Genomic DNA, 17,782 nt, shown 5'->3' on the forward strand with positions numbered 1-17,782 from the left:
CCCGCCCATGAAAAACGGCGTACCGCAACCTTCCCGGGTGCGCCGTCCTGTGTCCTATGCGATCAGCGAGAGATCAGTACGCTCTGGAATCGATGACCTTCTTGGCCTCGTCGGCGGTGAAGACCTTCGAATCAATGACGATGTTCTTCTTGACCTTCTTGCCGTCCAGGTAATCCTTGACGGTCTTGGCGGTCGTTTCGCCGAAGAGCGGGTTGTACTCGATCACCAGCGACAGATCGCCGTCGATCAGGGCCTTCAGAGCCGGCTTGGTGCCATCGATGGTGATGATCTTGACCTTGCCCTTCAGACCTGCGGCATCAACAGCCTGCGCAGCGCCCAGGCCCATCTCGTCGTTCTGCGAGAAGATGAACTGGACATTCTGGCTCTTGTACTTGTCCAGCAGGCCGGCGGTGACGGTCTTGGCCTCGTCAGTGGACCAGTTGGCCGACTGGCTCTCCAGAACCTTGATGTTGCCGCCGATCTTGGAGTCCCAGCCCTTCTGGCGGTCCTTGACCACCGACAGGCCGGCAGGGCCCTCCAGGATCAGGCCATTGGCTCCATCAGGGAAGTTCTTGTTGACGAACTCCGCAGCCTGCTGCCCTGCCCACTCGTTGGAAGGCCCGATGTGGGAGGCGACCAGGCTCTCGTCCTTGGTCTGCACGTTGCGGTCGACCAGGAAGACCGGGATCTCGGCCTCCTTGGCCTTCTTCAGCGACTCGTCCCAGCCGCTGTCCTCGGTGGAGGACAGGACGATGGCGTCCACCTCGTCGTTGACGAACTTGTTGAAGGCCTGGATCTGCTTCTGCTGATCGTTGTTCTGGGTCGGCGAATAGATCATGTTGAATCCGGCGTTCTTGAAGGCCTTCTTCAGATCGTTCTCGTTGGCCGTACGGAAGCCGCCCTCAGGACCCACAGCAACAAACCCGATGGTCTTCTGCTTGTCGCCGCCCTTGCTGGAGCTGGATCCGGAAGACCCGCAAGCTCCCATGGCCAAGACCGCAGCCGAGGCCGTGGCGATGGTCAGCGCCTTCTTCAGTACTGTATTCATTGTTCTCCTCCTTGAGTAGTCACCATCGAGGCCACAGCATTATGATCATCGATGATGACATCCACGGTTTTCAGTATCGTTTTTCCGCCTGCCGAGCTCAAGGCGCAGCGATAACAAATCGATAACAGTTCAACCGCATTGACAAGCAAGCCGCAGCCGAGCCGCAGCCGGTCCTGCCCATCCTGGTGATTGTTACCGGCCGCTGGTAACCGTATCCACCTGGGAATCAATGATGTACCACATGCCCTCCAGTGCTCCGGAAAGGCAGTGAACGATGCCCGAACGGTCCAGGGCGATCAGGCTCTGCATCTGATTGACCTGCCCTGCAGCCAAGCCTGTGGTTCCGGCCGGCAGATGCTGGACAGTCTCCGGACCAGGGGCGATCTGGGAATGTCCGCCCGCATCCATGTCGCCATCCTTGTAGACCAGGGTGTTGTCGTTGTAGAAGGTCAAGGCCCTGATGTCCCGATGTCGGGCGATGACCTGGATCTGATCGCTCAGGCCCTTCGGCCGCTGGTTCTCGCCTCGGACAATGCCCAGCATGACCAGGGTGTTCATACCCTGCGAACCGTCATCGAGCACCAGGCACAGACGCTGCCCCTCAGGCGCCAGAGCCAGGGCAACCACACGCCGCCCATGCAGACAGGGCAGGGCGAATTCCAGGACACCCGGCTTGCCCGTTTCGACCAGGATGGCGGAATCACTCTGCCTGACCGCCCAGATCTCATCGGTCAGACTGCCCGTTATTGCGGCAACGGGCGAGTCGGCAAACAGCTTCCCGCAGGATGAAGCATCAGGCTTCAGACAGGTCACCTGGCCCTGATCGGACAGCAGCGCACCCCCGTTGGAGGAAAAGACCAGCCCCTTGGGCTCATGAAAGACCGGAGGCTGTCCGACCCTGATCAGGTTGGAGGAGTTGAAACCTACCACCCCGCTGCTGCCCAGACTGTAGATGCGGTTGGAAGTCAGCCCTGAAGCCATGGTCAGGTCGTCATCCGCATGGGAGTAGTCAGTCCCGGACGCATCGACCACGCGCAGATCAAACTCGCCATTGCCGTCGCCCAAGAGCATCCGCATTTGATGGACCAGCATGGCCTGGTTTTCGCTGCTCAGGGTGGCGAAGGAGCTGCTGACCTTGATTTCCATCTGCCCCTTGACCTGCTGGACCGCATCGACTGCCAGGGAGACCTTGGCGGTGTTGAAGTTCGTCACGGAATCCCGCAGCCAAGCCGGAGGGCCCTTCAGCAGTTCCTTCAGGGCCAGGGTCCGCCAGTTTCGCCAGCCGAACCACCGGTTGTCAGGAACAGGCACACCCTTGGCCAAGGGGAACTGATAGATGACGACCTGACGGTAGACCTGCATGAAATCATCCGAAGAGATCACGATCCCCGCCGGGGCCTTGCTGATCCGCCATTGGCCGCGAACTTGAGCGAGCTCGAACCGTTCGGTTTTGTACCCTGAGCCGCAATCCTGTTCGGTGACGGAGAATATGCCATGGGCGTCCAAGGAGCCAATGCACTCGGTCGTCAGGTCAAGGGCAGTCCTCTGCCCGCTGCCCTGGTCATCCACGCGGTCATAGACAGGGGAACCCTTATAGATCGAGACAGGTGCATTGAAATCCCACTTTGCAAAGGCCGGCTTGGTCATGTAGGACTTGGCGACAGCAAAGCCATCGCTTTGAATGCCGGTCGGGAGAGCCGCCAGGAAGCCCTTGACAATGCTCTCTGGTCCGGCTCCGTCCACTGGACCCTCCGGAGACGAGAAGACGCGATGGGGCTGATTCTCGATGGGACTGAGCTGACGGACCGACCCGGAAGTGGGGAGCCCGAATGGAATGGAGCAACCTCCGGTAACCAGTGCAGTCACCATGGCGACACACAGGCCCAGCATCCGCACAGGACGAACAAATCTTGGCCGGCGGGACGGTCTGAAAACACTCATGATGCAGCCTCTTCAAAGGAGCCTTCCACATCCAGACCCTGGCCAGGCTGGAATCGAACCGGCGCACTCCCCTGATCCAGTTGCTCACAGACATCCCTGGGCAGGGTCAGCAGGAACCAGGTCCCCTGCTCGATCTGCGAGCGCACCTGGAGCAGGCCATGCATGAGATTGGTATTGTCCAGGGCTATCGACAGCCCCAGACCTGTACCGCCCGTCAACCGAGACCGCGATGGATCGGCCCGCCAGAACCGTTCAAAGATATGAGTCAGGTCTTCGGGCGCAATGCCGGTTCCCCAGTCGCGCACGCTGAATACCACGGCCTGCTCCGAGACGGCCAGCCGCAGCTGCACCGGCCCGTCCTCAGCGAAATCGATGGCATTGTTGACCAGATTGCGCAGAATCGAAGTACAACGGTTGGCATCGACGGTGATCATCACCTTGTGGTCGGGAAGGAGCGCATTCACGGGAACCCCCTTGGTCCCGGCTATCTGGGCGACCTGCTGGACCACCTTGCGGACCAGATCGCAGGCATCGCACAGGTCCGGATTCAGCGATGTCTGGCCAGCCTCATACCTGGATATTTCGAGGAGATCCTCAAGCATGCTGGCAAAGCGCGACACCTGCTTGTCCAGCAATTCCACGGTCCTGCGCTTGTTGGGATCCAGGTCGTCCCGACTCTGGAAAAGCAGGTCCGTGGCCATGCGGATGGTGGTGACCGGGGTCCGCAGCTCATGGCTGACGTCTGATACGAACCTGCGTTGATAGGCTTCGGCCTCCTCCAGCTGCCCGATCTTTTCATTGATGGAATCAGCCATCACGTTGAAGGAACGCTGCAGGGTGCCCAGCTCATCGGTCCGGTCCTCGGTGACCCGGACATCCGACTCCCCTTGGGCCAATCCCTTGGCGGCACCTGCCACCTTGGTCACCGGACGGATGACTGAGTGAAGGGCCAGGAACACGATGATCCCCATCACCACGCTGGTCACCACGCTGACCGCAAGAAGGGCCATCTGCACGGAGAGCACGGAGCGCTGCTGGTCTGCGAACGAGTAGATGGCGTAGAACTCGATTCCTCCGGTGGTGGCCGGCCTCAGCATGGAACCCATGACGATGCCCGGGACCGGGTACTGACCCTTGTCGGCCGTATTGATCATCTGCGAGTATGAGTGGCTGCCATTCGAGACGACGGCATTCCTGATTTCCGGAGTGATCAGGTCGCTGTCTCCCGGGGCTGTCGATACGGGGACGAACCTGCGGGCCGTGGAGTCATCCGGCCAGATGAAGACCCCAACCATGTTAGGAGCCCCCTCACTCTGAACATTGGCTGCCATATTGACCACCAGCTTTTGATAGCTCCCCTCGTCGTCGGAGATGTCTGCAGAGTCGAGTCCCCCCTGAGCCCTGTTCAGCTCTGCAGCAAAGTCGGCCTGTGCCTGTCGCAGGACCTGGTTCAAGAGGGAAGTCCTGACCGAATACAGGGATGCTGTCATGAAGACGATGCCGATCAGCAGCGCCGAAACCGTCGCCAGAAGGACCATGCGTACCTGCAAAGAGCTCCTGACCGCTTTGTTGAGCCTGCGCAGGAACTTCCCGACTGCCGACGCGCCCTTGGGCTTGGTGCGAGTGCTCATGATCCTGGCTGCTCAGCCGCATACTTGTAGCCGATTCCCCGAACAGTCTCGATGATTCTTGGATTTTCGGGATCGTCTTCGATTTTCTGTCTGAGACGCTGCACGTGGACGTTGACCAGGCGGGTATCACCCATGTCTTGATAGTCCCAGACCTTTCGCAGCAGCTCTGCCCGATTCAGCACCTCACCTGGATGTGACGCCAGCACATAGAGCAGCTCGAACTCCGTAGGGGTCAGGGAAAGCTGAACCCCCCGCTTGACTGCAGTGTGTTCCTGCCGATTGATCTCTATCAGGCCGTGAATGATGGCCGGCAATCCCTGCCCATTGTGAGCAGCGCGGACCGAGACCGGACGGAGGCGGGCATGGATCCGGGCCAGGAGCTCGTCAGTGCTGAAGGGCTTGACCACATAATCATCGGCTCCGGCCTCCAGACCCTCGACGATGTTCTTGGTATCGGACTTGGCCGTCAGCATGATGATGGGGACATTGGATCGTGACCTGATCCACCGTGCGATGCCGATCCCATCCATGCCGGGCAACATGATGTCCAGCAGCACCAGATCAGGTTGCACCGTAGGGAATATCTCCACTGCCCTGGACCCATCCGTGCAGGTCACCGGCCTGTAGGACTTTGTCTGCAGCACTATCGACAGCATCTCGCCCAGATCCCTGTCATCGTCGACAATCAGTATCGTGGCCGGCTCTTTCACAAGAAGCCCTCCCTCGTTCTCAGCATGCCATTATGCTCACTTGCTTCTAAGCAGAACGATAGCAGGGTTGGTCGGGGCTGCACCCGCCGACGGATCCTAGTAGGAATTGCCAGGGCTGACCTATTTGATCCGACGGACCCGGCCATGCTCCACCATATAGGCTCGCCGTGCCAGATCGATCATGGGCAGATCGAAGGCCGAATCGGTGTAAAAGGCGTCAATGGCCGTCTTATGGCCCAGGATCTGCTGAAAGTGCAGGGGCTTGTCAGGCCCGAAGTTGAGGTAGCCCACGGTCAGGGATTCCAAATCCAGGGTGGAGCCGATACAGCGGGTGATGCCCAGTCGGCGGCAGGCCTCCCCCGCCACCAGATCGAAGGAGGCGGTCACCACCACGTCGTCAGCCTGGGGAGTGTACCAATCCATGATCTTGTGCATGTTGGCATCCCAGAATTGGTTGACCAGCCGGTCCATGTCAAAGCCGGGACGCGAGGTCAGCCGACGCAGGTAGCGCGAGCCCACCCGACGCATGGCCGAGTCCAGCTGCTCCAGGGTGACCCGGCCCAGACGATAGCGGACGGCATAGAAGAGGGCAATCGGCAGGTAGCCAAGCACCCGCGGATCCTTTCGGGCAGTGAACAGGTAGAAGTCAAGCAGGCTCTCGCCATCGTAGATGGTGCCGTCGAAGTCCAGTACCCGCATGCCAGTCCTTTCCAGATCTCAGCGCTAAAAAGCGAACATCTTAGCATACCGTGGAGCAATGACGGTGATAGTCCCCGACTTCCATGGGTCATACTCCCCCAAATGCTGACCCGCACAGCCTCGTGAACAGGCAGTCCCTGTCCTGATCGTGGATCATCCCCATGGTGTCGACGGTATTGATATGATGAAAATGCGTTGTTCATTTAAGGCCGAGGTTTGGGACTTGTCGAAAATAGGCCTGGAAGGGGAACGGCGCCGAAGGGGTCCATGCGGTCAATCATGTCCGCCGAGCTCTTTGATTTTCCTTACCAGCTAGGGGGCAGCAGCGATGTTGAAGAAGAGCCACTACCACAACCTGAGCAGCTGCATAGCCGGAATCTACCGGCATGCACGCAATGACACCAGCCGGTACACAGGCGACTCCACCTTACGGGGCACTCAAGGTGATCTGATTGTATATCTCTATGATCATCCAGGCCTCAGCCAGCGGCAGATCGCCCGGGATCTGTGCGTAGACCCCAGTCTGCTGGCCAGGGATCTCAAGGCTCTGAAGGCCCAGGGCCTGGTCAGCCGTGAGCAGAACCCCGCCGATCACCGCGTCAATATCATCGCCCTGACCAGGTCGGGCGCAGACATCGCGCGCAAACGGATCAGGTCGGTCAACAACTGGTGGACGGACCTGTTCAAGCAGAATCCCGATATCGACCCCGAGACCTTCCAGACCGAGCTGCGCTGCGTCTACAACCGGCTGCTGGCCAATCAGCTCTGACCCCACTTACTGAGAATCAGCCCACCGAACGGCCCGAGGTCTCCCAACCCATCAGGCCTACGACCAGCATGGAGGCCAGGGCCACCAGGCTGATGGTGACGAAGATCGAGGTGCTCCCCCATACGCTGAGCATGGCACCGATCAGCACGGGCATGAGCACATTGCAGAGCTTGGCAACGGCATTGGCGATGCCCACGCAGCGGAAGCGGACCGTGGTAGGGAAGAGCTCGGGCGCATAGACGGCCACCACCGAAGACATGAGCACGTAGAGGCTGGCCATGAGCAGGATGCCCACCAGAATGGCCGTGACCTGGCTGGTCTGCGCAGCGTAGAGCAGCCCAAAGACCGCCGTCAGCAGGAAGGCCGTGACGATGATCCGCTTGCGGCCGATCCGGTCCAGCAGCAGGGATCCTATCAGGCAGCCCAGCGGAGCGCCCAGCATCATCAGGGTGCTGATCCACAGGGATCCGCTCAGATTGATGCCCCGCTTGAGCAGGATGGTGGGCACCCAGGAGGTGAAGGCGTAGGAGCAGACATTGGTGGCCGAGACCGCCACAGTGGCCACAATCAGGCCGCGAACCACGCTACCCGATGCCTTGGCGGATGCCTCAACGCCCTCATCCTTGCCAGCACGTGCTGAACCGCTGGCAGAATCGGAGCTTGCCCCTCTCCGGCCATTGTCGGCCTCCAGAAGCTCGACCACCTGGGTGGCCTCGTCCATTCGCCCGTGCAGGGCCAGCCAGCGAGGGGACTCAGGGATGTCACGCCGCAGATACCAGATAAACGCCGCTGCCAGACCAATGCCCACAAAGAGCGGTCGCCAGGACCAGCGCGGAATGATCCAGGCGCACAGAAGCATGGCCAAGGGCACTCCGGTGTTGGCCACCAGGGAGACGATGGCACTCCAGCGACCGCGATGCCGGATGGGAGCGAATTCGTTGACCATGGAGAAGCCGGTGACGATTTCGGCGCCCAGCCCCAGCCCCGCCCCCAGACGGCAGACCGAGAGGACGGCCATGTTCGGAGCCAGAGCACCCAGCAGGGTAAAGCCACCGAAGAGCAGCAGGTTGATCTGATAGGCGGTCTTGCGCCCCCGCAGGTCTCCGATGAACCCGGCCAGCAGCGAGCCCACCAGGAGCCCCAGGAAACCGGCCGACAGGAAGAGGGAGTTCTGGGCGACCGTGGACCACCCGGTGCTCAATGCCGAACTGGCTACTGCGCTGCCCACATAGACATCGATGCTGTCCATGAGCATTCCCGCGGCCACCAGGGCCACGATCTTGTAAAAAGTAGCCGATTCACGAGCATTGTCTACTCGCCGGGTAATCTCGCGGACCGCCAGGTCGTCCCCGGCAACGCCGGGATTCTTGGATTGTTCGGATATGTCTGCATTGTCAATGACCGCTGTCGACATCGTCACCCTCGCGCCCGTCCATGAGGCAGGCATGCCCCATGCGTCCATGCCAGACCCGCCGACGGCGACAGGCTCCTTCTGAGAGCATGGCGACCGTCACTATGGAAGGCCTGGACCCTGCGGCGTTTCGGTCATTGTGTGGCTGCTCAACGTCTATTGGGTGCCCAGTATAGGAGTCTGGACGGTCATTGCCCAGACCCGGCGTTTCCCTCCGGTCCGGCGGCCCTGTCCAGGATGGCTCTGATGGCCTCCAGACGGGGACCCAGCTGACGCTCATAGCCCCGGTCATTGGGGTGATAGTAGCGTCGCCCGACCAGTTCGTCCGGCATGTACTGCTGGGGCGCCACTGCATCCGGCGCATCATGGGCATACTGATAGCCCTCATGATTGCCCCAGGCCTTCATCAGTTTGGTGGGAGCGTTGCGCAGATGCAGGGGAACCTGGCCGATATGCCCGGCGTCCACGTCCGCCAGGGCCTGGTTGATGGCCATGTAAGAGGCGTTGGACTTGGGCGCAGTGGCCACCGCGATGACTGCCTCAGCCAGGATCAGCCTGGCCTCTGGCATGCCCACCATGGCCACGGCCTGGGCAGCCGCGACCGTGATCTCCAGCACCTCCGGAGAGGCCATGCCCACCTCCTCGGCGGAGGCGATCATGATCCGTCGGGCGATGAAACGCGGGTCCTCGCCAGCCCGGATCATCCGAGCCAGATAGTGCAGGGCCGCATCCACGTCGGACCCCCGCATGGACTTGATGAAGGCCGAGGCCACGTCGTAGTGATCGTCGCCCTTCTTGTCATAGCGGACAGCGGCTACGTCCATGACCGAGGAGACCACCTTGGCATTGATCAGGGGCCGACGCGCCCCCTTGGCACGAGGCCCGCCCTCGGTGACGGCCCCGGCCGCAGCCTCCAGAATGGTCAGGGCCCGGCGGGCGTCACCCCCCGAAAAACGCACGATCTGGTCCAGAGCCTCTGCATCCAGCCGCACCTGGTCCTTGAGCCCCCGCTGGTCCTTGACAGCCCGGCGGACCAGCTTGGCAAGGTCCTGGTCGTCCAAGGCCTCCAGCTTGACCACCACCGAGCGCGAAAGCAGGGGCGCAATGACCGAAAAGCTGGGATTTTCCGTAGTGGCTGCGATGAAAGTCACATCCCGGTTCTCCACGCTGGGCAGCAGGGCGTCCTGCTGGGACTTGGAAAAGCGGTGGACCTCATCGATGAAGAGGACCGTCTCCTGCCCCTGGCTGACCAGCCGCTCCCGGGCCTGGGCGAGGACCTGCCGGACCTCCTTGACCCCCGAGGTGACGGCCGAAAGCTCCTCGAAATGCCGCCCTGACTGTCGGGCGACGATGTAGGCCAGGGTGGTCTTGCCCACCCCGGGAGGTCCGAAAAGAATGACCGAACTGGGAGCCGTCAGGCGGTTGTTCGGATCCGACCGAGCCAGCCGCTCCAAGGGGGTTCCAGGAGCCGTGACCTTGTCCTGGCCGACCACCTCGTCCAGGCTCCTGGGCCGCATCCTGACCGCCAGAGGCAGAGTGTGCTCCTCGGGGGGATCCGCCGCCTGGAAGAGATCACCAACCATCTGCAATACCTCATTCCTCGGGGCCCTATGGCTCCCCGCCTTCACCAGCATAGGCCTGCGCCTGCCACAAACAGCAAGACGAACGCGCTAGACTGGAAACCTATATGACCGTATCGCCCAGCGCGTAGTTGGGTCCCGGAAACCCGGTGTGTGTACAGTTTACTGGTCATCCGCCTGAACATCTTCAGGTAGGCCCATGAAAAACCGGGACCGGCACAGTAGGAGCAATAAGGAGAATCGCCAGTGATCGCCAAGCATGTTCGCCAGGGATGGACATCCGGTCCAGGCAGGTGGGCCATGGGCCTGCTCGCCCTGGTCCTGGGGCTCTCAGCCCTGATTGTCGCCCCCCTGGCCACGCCGGCGCAGGCGGCCCAGGACTCACCCGCCGCGCAGGCGGTCCACGGACGCACCTTCCGCGTCGCCACCGACACCACCTTTGCCCCCTTCGAATTCCGCGACTCCTCCGGCAAGCTGGTCGGCATCGACATGGATCTGATCCGCAAGATCGCCGACATCGAGGGGTTCTCGGTGCAGATCCAGTCCCTGGGCTTCAACGCCGCCCTCCAGGCCTTGAACTCCCAGCAGGCCGATGTGGTCATAGCCGGCATGACCATCACCGACCAGCGCAAGCAGGTCTACGACTTCACCGACCCCTATTTCGACTCCGGCGTGCAGATGGCCATTGCCAAGGACAACGACCAGATCCACAGCTACAAGGATCTGCGAGGCACCGTGGTGGCCGTCAAAACCGGCAGCGAGGGCGAGGCTTTCGCCAAGCAGCGGGCGGCCCAGTACGGTTTCACCGTCAAGGCGGTGGACCAGTCCTCCACCATGTACGAGATGGTCAAGTCCGGCAATGCCCAGGCGGTCATTGACGACTACCCGGTCCTGGCCTACGGCATCGCCCAGGGCAACGGGCTGAAGACCGTGACCAAGAAGGAGCCTGGCGCCTCCTACGGGGCGGCCGTCCGCAAGGGCGAGAACAAGGAGTTCGTGGCCGCCTTCAACGAGGGTCTGGCCAAGATGAAGGCCGACGGCAGCTATAAACAGCTGGTCGATTCCTATGTGGGCAGCGGCCAGTCCAGCAAGAGCGCCCCAGCCTCCAGGCCAGGATTCTTCGAGCTGGTCCGCCAGGCCTTCCCCTCCCTGATGCTGGGCCTGCGCAACACCCTGGCCATCACGGCCATATCCTTCGTCATCGCCCTGGCCATCGGCATCATCCTGGGACTGTGGCGGATCAGCCCCAATCGGGTGCTGTCCTGGATCGCCCGGATCTACGTGGCGGTCTTCAGGGGCACACCCGTCCTGGTCTGGGCCTTCTTCTTCTACCTGGGTGTCCCTCAACTGATCGGCCACCGCATCAGCATCTGGCTGGCCGGCGCGCTGACACTGTCCCTCAACTCCGGAGCCTACCTGGTTGAGATCGTGCGCGGGGCCATCGAGTCGGTGGATGTCGGGCAGATGGAGGGAGCCCGCAGCCTGGGCCTGACACGTCGCATGGCCCTGCGTCGGGTCATCCTGCCCCAGGCGGTCAGATTCGCCACGCCCTCCATCATCAACCAGCTGGTCATCATGCTCAAGGATTCCTCCCTGCTGCTGGCCATCGGCTTCGGCGAACTGCTCTACCAGGCACAGCAGATCTACGCGGCCAACTTCCGCGTGACCGAAACCCTGTTCATGGTGGGCGTCATCTACTTCGTCGCCATCAGCGCCCTGACCTGGATGGCCAATATGCTCGATAGGAGGCTGCATCGATGAACTTCGAGGACCCGGACATGGACACCGGACGACTGACCCGTCGCATCCGCCAGAACCAAAGTCGCCTCAACCAGGGAACTTCCCAGGCGGCCGTATCCATCCGCGACCTGCACAAGCGCTACGGCGACACCGAGGTCCTCAAGGGGATCGACATGGAGGTCAAGCCGGGCGAGGTCATCTCCATCATCGGCCCCTCGGGCGCGGGCAAGTCCACCCTGCTGCGCTGCATCAATGCCCTGGAGATGCCGACCTTGGGCACCATCAGCGTCTATGGAATCGACATTTCCGATCCCAAGACCAACATCGACAAGCTACGCGAGCACGTGGGCATGGTCTTCCAGCACTTCAACCTCTTCCCCAACATGAGCGTGGCCGACAACATCACGCTGGCCCCCCACATGCTGCACAAGACGCCCAAGGAGGATGCCCGGCAGCAGGCCCTGGACCTGCTGGAGACCGTAGGGCTTCAGGAGAAGGCGGACGCGCGGCCCACGGATCTGTCAGGCGGGCAGCAGCAGCGTGTGGCCATCGCCCGCGCACTGGCCATGCACCCGGACATCATGCTCTTCGACGAGGCCACCTCGGCCCTGGATCCGGAGATGGTGGGCGACGTGCTTGAAGTCATCCGCTCCCTGGCAGAGGGCGGCATGACCATGATTCTGGTCACCCACGAGATGGCCTTCGCCCGGGAGGTCTCCTCCAGGGTGATCTTCACCGATGCCGGGATCATCGAGGAGGAGGGCACGCCCGAACAGATCTTCGGCCACCCGCAGAGCCCTCGGCTGCAGTCCTTCCTCTCCAAGGTCCTGTAACGCCTCGGGGCTAGAGGTCCATCAGCTCCTCGATGGGACCCACCCGGTATTCTTTGAAGACGGCCTGGCCGCTCTCCTGGGTGGCGTCCAGGTCCACGATGCCGGCGATGCCCCAGTCGTGCTCGTCCTCAACGTCGTCGAAGATCTGCTGGGCCCGCCAGGTGTGGCCCTTTCGCTCATCACGGTCATCCAGGCTGAAGAAGTCCGAGGACCTGGCCTGGGCATCGGTCAGAATCTGCTCATGGTCCTCGTAAAGGTCGTCCAGCGCGTCGCTCCAGGCCCGCAGGCCATAGCCCCAGTCCGCATCCAGGTCGGCCAGGGCCTCCGGCCGGTCGGCGGCAACCAGCTCCACCCGCTGGAACATGGCGTTGCGCACCAGCAGGGTCAGTCCCCGCCGGTCCGTCACCACCTGGTTCTCCACCTTGGGCGGGGCGGCATCCAGGCCGCTTGCGACTTCGCCATGTTCAGCCCTGCCCGTGGCCTCCCACTCATCCACCAGGCTGGAATCCACCGAGCGCACAATAAGTCCCAGCCAGGCCAGGATGTCCTCCAGCCGCTCATCCATGAACTCTTCGGGAACCGTCCTGCTGAGCGCCCGATAGGCATCGGACAGATAGCGCAGCAGGGTCCCTTCCGATCGGGATATTCCGTAGCGGGCGATGTAGCCGTTGAAGTCCGAGGCCGTCTCGATCATGTCCCGCAGCACGGACTTGGGGTGGATCTCATAGTCGTTGGCCCAGGGAACATCCCGACGGTAGCGGTCGAAGGCCTCCCCCAGCAGCTCCTCCAGGGGCTTGGGCCAGGTCACCTCCTGCAGGCGTTCCATCCGTTCCTCGTACTCCAGGCCATCCTCCTTCATCCGCTGGATGGCCGCGTCGCGGGCCTGCCGCTGCTGGGCCTTGAGTATCTGCCGGGGATCCTCCAGGGTGGCCTCGACCATGGAGAGCAGATTCATGTCGTAGTCAGGGTCCTCGGGATCCAGCAGCTCCAGGGCGGCCAGCAGGAAGGGCGAGAGGGGCTGGTCCAGGGCGAAGTCCTCGGGCAGGTCCACGGTCGTGAAGTAGTCCAGGCCGCCGTCGGGGTTTCGTTCGGTCTCGATGACCCCGGTGTCGGTCAGGGTCTGGAAGATCTCGTCGGCCCGGTCCTGCAGATGCTCCTTCTGCTGCGGGGTCTGACGGGAGTCCTCGATCAGGTCCTCGACCCGTCTCCTGGCATCACCGCCCTGGTCGACCTCGTTGAGCACCATGGCGTGGGAGATCTTCAGGTGCGGCGTCAGGGTCTCGGGACGGGCCTCGATCAGCTTGTCGAAAGTCCCCTTGCCCCAGGTGACAAACCCCTCCTGGGGCTTCTTGCGTTTGATCCGCTTGAGCTTCTTGGGGTCGTTGCCAGCCTTGGCCACGGCCCTGGCGTTCTCAATCTCGTATTCGGGGGCCTCGGCCACGACCAGCCCGCTGGTATCGAAGCCCATGCGCCCGGCCCTGCCAGCAATCTGGTGGAATTCCCGGGCCCGCAGGCGACGCATCCTGTAGCCGTCGAACTTGGTCAGCCCGGTCAGCAGGACCGTGTGGATGGGCACATTGATGCCGACCCCCAGGGTGTCCGTGCCGCAAATGACCGGCAGAAGGCCATCCTGGGCCAGCTGCTCCACCAGGCGCCGGTACCGGGGCAGCATGCCGGCATGGTGGACCCCGACCCCGGTGCGCAGCAGCCGCTGCAGAATCCTGCCGAAGGCCGTGGTGAAGCGGGTGCCGGCCATGGCCTCCTTGATCCGGTCCCGCTGCCCCCGGTCGGAGACCCCCGTGCTGGACAGGGCCTGGGCCGTCTCCAGGGCGGCATCCTGGGAGAAGTGAACAATGTAGACCGGCGAATCCCCATCGGCCAGCAAGGACTCCACAGTGTTGGGCAAGGGGGTGTCCACATAACGGTAGTCCAGAGGCACCGGTCGTGGGGCATCGGCGACGATGTCCACACCCACCCCGGTTTTGCGCTCCAGGTCCACGGCGATCTGATCCACGTCGCCCAAGGTGGCAGACATGAGCAGGAACTGCACATCGGGCAGGGTCAGCAGGGGCACCTGCCAGGCCCAGCCTCGGTCCGGGTCCCCGTAATAGTGGAACTCATCCATGGCCACGCAGCCGATATCGGCGTGCCTGCCCTCCCTGAGCGCCTGGTTGGCCAGGATCTCGGCAGTGCAGCAGATGACCGGGGCATCCGTGTTGATGTGGGTGTCGCCGGTGATCATGCCCACCCGGTCGCGGCCCAGAACCGAAACCAGGTCGAAGAACTTCTCGGAGACCAAGGCCTTGATGGGAGCCGTGTAATAGGAGCGCCGCCCTGTGCACAAGGCGATGAAATGCATGGCCAGGGCCACCATGGACTTTCCCGAGCCGGTCGGGGTCGACAGAATCACATGGTCGCCAGAAACCAGGGAGAGCACGGCCTCCTCCTGGTGCGGCCAGGGGGTGATGCCCCGGGAAGCCACCCAGGAGAAGAAGCGGTCGTAAATCTGATCCTCGGTCAGGTTGCGGGGGCCTCCCGCCTCGGGGACCAGGTCGCCCAGGGAGGGAGGCTGGTCGGTTGGGGCGGTTGAGGAATCAGCAAGTTCTTGAACCATGTCCACCAGTCTATCCGGCCAGGCACACAAGTCCGGCCGGAGACCGGGAAAGCCGCCAGACAGGAAAGCAGCCGGGAGATCTTGGTCAGCTCCTGTGCCTGCTGTCTTTGTCGCCACCGTCTTTCTCGCCCTTTCCAGTCTTGCCTTCGGCGTGCTGATCGCCCCCGGAGCGGCCGCCACGGCCGGGCTTGAGGAAGTCCGGAATCTCCAGGCTCGCCTTGTGCGGATCGACCAGCGTGTCGGGCTGGGTCCGGTCATAGCCCTGGATGTAGCGGGTCTTCCTCCAGTGCTGGATGGAGGCGTTCGATCCACGGTGATGGGCGTGGTACTGCAGCGGCGCGCCGCCGTACCGGTCCTCGTCAACCTCCTTGGCCACGGCTATCTGGTTGACGTTGGAGGGATCCATGATGGCCACCGGCGCCGCCGGCTCCACAAAGTCGGCTGGGGCGGCAGTGCGCTCCTGCATCTTCGTGGGCAGCCAGCGGGCAAAGTGGGACAGCAGGAAGCAGACGAAGAAGTAGACCACCGAGGCCACCACCAGGGTCTGCAGGATGTTGAAGTACATGGAACCCAGACGACGGGACTCCTGCAGCAGATCCGTGTACATGATGATGGAGCCCAGAGCCGTATCCTTGAGGACCACGACCAGCTGGGTCACAGCCGCCGGCAGCATGGCGTAGACGGCCTGCGGAACCTCGATCTGCATCAGCGACTGGGTCCTGGTCAGCCCCAGGGCCAGGGAGGCTTCGCGCTGACCGTTGGGCAGGTTGCCCACGCCCGAACGGATCAGCTCAGCCACCACGGAGCCGTTGTAGAGGATCAGGCCCAGCACGACGGCCCAGTAGGAGGCCTGGCTGATTCCGGCAAAGGCAAACCAGCGCCAGAAGAAGATCATCATCATCAACACCGGAACGGCCCGGCAGAACTCCACTATGATGCCTGAGACTGCCCTGACCAACCCGTTGGGCAGCAGACGGCCGATGCCGAAGATGAACCCGAAGATGACCGAGCCGATCACTGCAACGACCGAGGCCTTGATGGTCAGCCAGAGCCCGGGCAGGTAGAAGTCGGACCAGGCTTCGTAGTCCAGGGCCGGACGCCAGAGCTCCCAGCTCAGCTGGTTCTCACCCTCCGGCGGGTTGTGCAGCCGCATCAGCACCAGGATGACCACTACGGCGAAGATGACGGCAGCTATCCAGTTGGCGATTCGTATGGTGCGCCGGCCCTTGGGACCGGGCTGATCGAAGAGCAGCGAGCTCTCATTGTCCTGTGCCATGGCCGCTCACCTCCTCACTGCCAGCTTGTTGGACAGGTACGTGGTCAGCGCCCCGATAGGCAGGACCAGAATCACGTATCCCAGGGCGAAGATCAGGAAGATGGCCACAATGGCGTTGGCGTGGAACTCGATCATCTCGCTCATCAGGGAGGAGCTCTCGGAAGCCACGGAAGCGGCTGCAGCCACGGTGGAGTTCTTCAGCAGGGCGATGAAGGTGTTGCCCAGGGGCGCCACCGACCCGCGGAAGGCCTGGGGCAGAATGATCTGTGAGGCCGACTGGAAGAAGCTCAGCCCCAGAGCGCGGGCCGCCTCGGCCTGGCCCAGGGGCACCGTGTTGATGCCCGAGCGCAGGGACTCGCAGACGAAGGCCGCCGTGTACAGGGACAGGCCCGTCACCGCCAGCCAGAAGAAGTTGACGGAGAATTCCGGGGAGAAGCTGATTTTGAGCTGGGCGAAGGCCCCCAGGACCATGAAGACCATGATGATGGTCAACGGCATGTTCTGGAAGAACTCCACATACCCTCGGCCGACGGCTCGCAGGGAGGAGATGGGCGAGATGCGCATGATCACCAAGATGATGCCCAGGATCAGCGAGAAGAGGGCCGACCAGAGGGTCAACTGGATGTTGACCCAGAAAGCTGCCGGGATGTCGTAGTCGGAAAACAGTTCGATGATGGTTGACATCTCACTCTCCTTCCGTGGGCTTGGGCGGATTGAAGCGTGGGTCGGGTTTGTAGTGGGTGCCCCGGGTGTTGTTCTCCAGCGCCCGCTGCCAGGAGCCGTTGGCTTCCATGTCGGCCAGGGCCGCGTTGATCTTGTGGGCCAGCTGGGTATTGCCCTTCTTGATGCCCACACCGTAGTACTCCTGGGTGAAGGGCTTGCCCACCAGCCGCAGTCTTCCCCGGGAGGCGGAGGCCAGGCCGGCCAGGATGATGTCGTCGGTGGTGACCGCATCGACGATGCCGGAGAAGAGGGCGGTGGCGCATTCGGCGTAGCCGGGCTGCTCCATCAGCTGGACCTCCTTGGCAAACTTTTTCTTGACGGTGACGGCCGAAGTGGATCCGGTCACCGAGCACAGCCGCTTGCCGTTGAGATCCTCGGGGCCGCGGATATGGTGGTCCTCCTTGCGCACCAGCAGGTCCTGGCCGGCCACGATGTAGGGCCCAGCGAAGGAGACCGCCCGCTTGCGCTCGTCCGTTATGGAGTAGGATGCCAGGATCATGTCCACGTCGCCGTTCTGGAGCATGGCCTCCCGCTGCTTGGAGGGGGCCTCCTTCCAGACGATGTCGTCGGCGCTGTAGCCCAGCTTGTCAGCGATGTAGGTGGCCACGTCCACGTCGAAGCCCACATAGGTCCCGGCCTTCTTGAAGCCCAGACCGGGCTGGTCGAACTTGATGCCCACCCGGATCTTGCCTGCCTCCTTGTCGGAGCCGCAGGCCGCCAGGGAGACCAGGCAACCCAGAGCGCACAGGATCGCGGTCAGATTCCTTGCCAGCCGTTTCAGCGGCCGGCCCATGCCATGCATGCTTG

General features: G+C 62.5%; 14 protein-coding genes. 3 read left to right on the forward strand and 11 right to left on the reverse strand.

Features of this window, described 5'->3' with window-relative positions; translation table 11 throughout:
* Window positions 1-73: 73 nt before the first annotated feature.
* The 5 genes from fruE to AC0AII_RS08030 all read right to left on the reverse strand — a co-directional run bounded on the left by fruE (window position 74) and on the right by AC0AII_RS08030 (window position 6,029).
* Complete coding sequence (fruE, locus tag AC0AII_RS08010; RefSeq protein ID WP_045924190.1) at window positions 74-1,048, reverse strand: fructose ABC transporter substrate-binding protein FruE; 975 nt, start codon at window positions 1,046-1,048, stop codon at window positions 74-76.
* Window positions 1,049-1,240: 192 nt separating this feature from the next.
* Window positions 1,241-2,917, reverse strand: a complete 1,677-nt coding sequence (locus tag AC0AII_RS08015; RefSeq protein ID WP_490446745.1) for an LpqB family beta-propeller domain-containing protein — start codon at window positions 2,915-2,917, stop codon at window positions 1,241-1,243.
* 68 nt (window positions 2,918-2,985) lie between these two features.
* On the reverse strand, window positions 2,986-4,620 hold the full coding sequence (gene mtrB, locus AC0AII_RS08020; RefSeq protein WP_490446746.1) for an MtrAB system histidine kinase MtrB: 1,635 nt from the start codon (window positions 4,618-4,620) through the stop codon (window positions 2,986-2,988).
* Window positions 4,617-5,330 (reverse strand): MtrAB system response regulator MtrA, encoded by a 714-nt coding sequence (gene mtrA, locus AC0AII_RS08025; RefSeq protein WP_490446747.1) that lies wholly within the window; start codon window positions 5,328-5,330, stop codon window positions 4,617-4,619. The genes mtrB and mtrA overlap by 4 nt, the downstream gene beginning before the upstream one ends.
* A gap of 120 nt (window positions 5,331-5,450) precedes the next feature.
* Complete coding sequence (locus tag AC0AII_RS08030) at window positions 5,451-6,029, reverse strand: haloacid dehalogenase-like hydrolase (protein ID WP_490446748.1); 579 nt, start codon at window positions 6,027-6,029, stop codon at window positions 5,451-5,453.
* A 328-nt stretch (window positions 6,030-6,357) separates the two neighbouring features.
* Here AC0AII_RS08030 and AC0AII_RS08035 point away from each other — a divergent pair, with 328 nt between their 5' ends.
* Window positions 6,358-6,798: a MarR family winged helix-turn-helix transcriptional regulator gene (locus AC0AII_RS08035; protein WP_101432224.1), complete on the forward strand. Its 441-nt coding sequence runs from the start codon at window positions 6,358-6,360 to the stop codon at window positions 6,796-6,798.
* A 16-nt stretch (window positions 6,799-6,814) separates the two neighbouring features.
* Here the strand turns inward: AC0AII_RS08035 and AC0AII_RS08040 are convergent, their stop codons facing one another.
* The gene (locus tag AC0AII_RS08040; RefSeq protein ID WP_101432279.1) at window positions 6,815-8,212 is read right to left on the reverse strand and encodes an MFS transporter; all 1,398 of its coding nucleotides are present in this window, start codon (window positions 8,210-8,212) and stop codon (window positions 6,815-6,817) included.
* A gap of 185 nt (window positions 8,213-8,397) precedes the next feature.
* Window positions 8,398-9,792: a replication-associated recombination protein A gene (locus AC0AII_RS08045; protein WP_490446749.1), complete on the reverse strand. Its 1,395-nt coding sequence runs from the start codon at window positions 9,790-9,792 to the stop codon at window positions 8,398-8,400.
* 243 nt (window positions 9,793-10,035) lie between these two features.
* Between AC0AII_RS08045 and AC0AII_RS08050 the strand changes: the two genes are divergently transcribed.
* Both AC0AII_RS08050 and AC0AII_RS08055 read left to right on the forward strand, forming a co-directional pair.
* Complete coding sequence (locus AC0AII_RS08050; protein ID WP_490446750.1) at window positions 10,036-11,550, forward strand: amino acid ABC transporter substrate-binding protein/permease; 1,515 nt, start codon at window positions 10,036-10,038, stop codon at window positions 11,548-11,550.
* The gene (locus AC0AII_RS08055) at window positions 11,547-12,362 is read left to right on the forward strand and encodes an amino acid ABC transporter ATP-binding protein (protein WP_490446751.1); all 816 of its coding nucleotides are present in this window, start codon (window positions 11,547-11,549) and stop codon (window positions 12,360-12,362) included. The genes AC0AII_RS08050 and AC0AII_RS08055 overlap by 4 nt, the downstream gene beginning before the upstream one ends.
* A 10-nt stretch (window positions 12,363-12,372) precedes the next feature.
* Here AC0AII_RS08055 and AC0AII_RS08060 read toward each other — a convergent pair whose 3' ends face one another.
* From AC0AII_RS08060 to AC0AII_RS08075, 4 genes are all read right to left on the reverse strand, one after another.
* Entirely contained in the window at window positions 12,373-14,976 is a 2,604-nt protein-coding gene (locus tag AC0AII_RS08060) for a DEAD/DEAH box helicase (protein WP_490446752.1), read from the reverse strand.
* An 85-nt stretch (window positions 14,977-15,061) separates the two neighbouring features.
* Window positions 15,062-16,252 carry an amino acid ABC transporter permease gene (locus tag AC0AII_RS08065; RefSeq protein WP_490446753.1) on the reverse strand — a complete coding sequence of 397 codons (1,191 nt, stop codon included), beginning with the start codon at window positions 16,250-16,252 and terminating at the stop codon, window positions 15,062-15,064.
* Between the two features lie 6 nt (window positions 16,253-16,258).
* The gene (locus AC0AII_RS08070; protein WP_024627819.1) at window positions 16,259-16,936 is read right to left on the reverse strand and encodes an amino acid ABC transporter permease; all 678 of its coding nucleotides are present in this window, start codon (window positions 16,934-16,936) and stop codon (window positions 16,259-16,261) included.
* A 1-nt stretch (window position 16,937) separates the two neighbouring features.
* Window positions 16,938-17,768, reverse strand: a complete 831-nt coding sequence (locus AC0AII_RS08075) for a glutamate ABC transporter substrate-binding protein (protein WP_186279459.1) — start codon at window positions 17,766-17,768, stop codon at window positions 16,938-16,940.
* Between the last annotated feature and the right edge of the window lie 14 nt (window positions 17,769-17,782).

The organism is Bifidobacterium sp. VU/mBH4 (B4) (assembly GCF_058199535.1).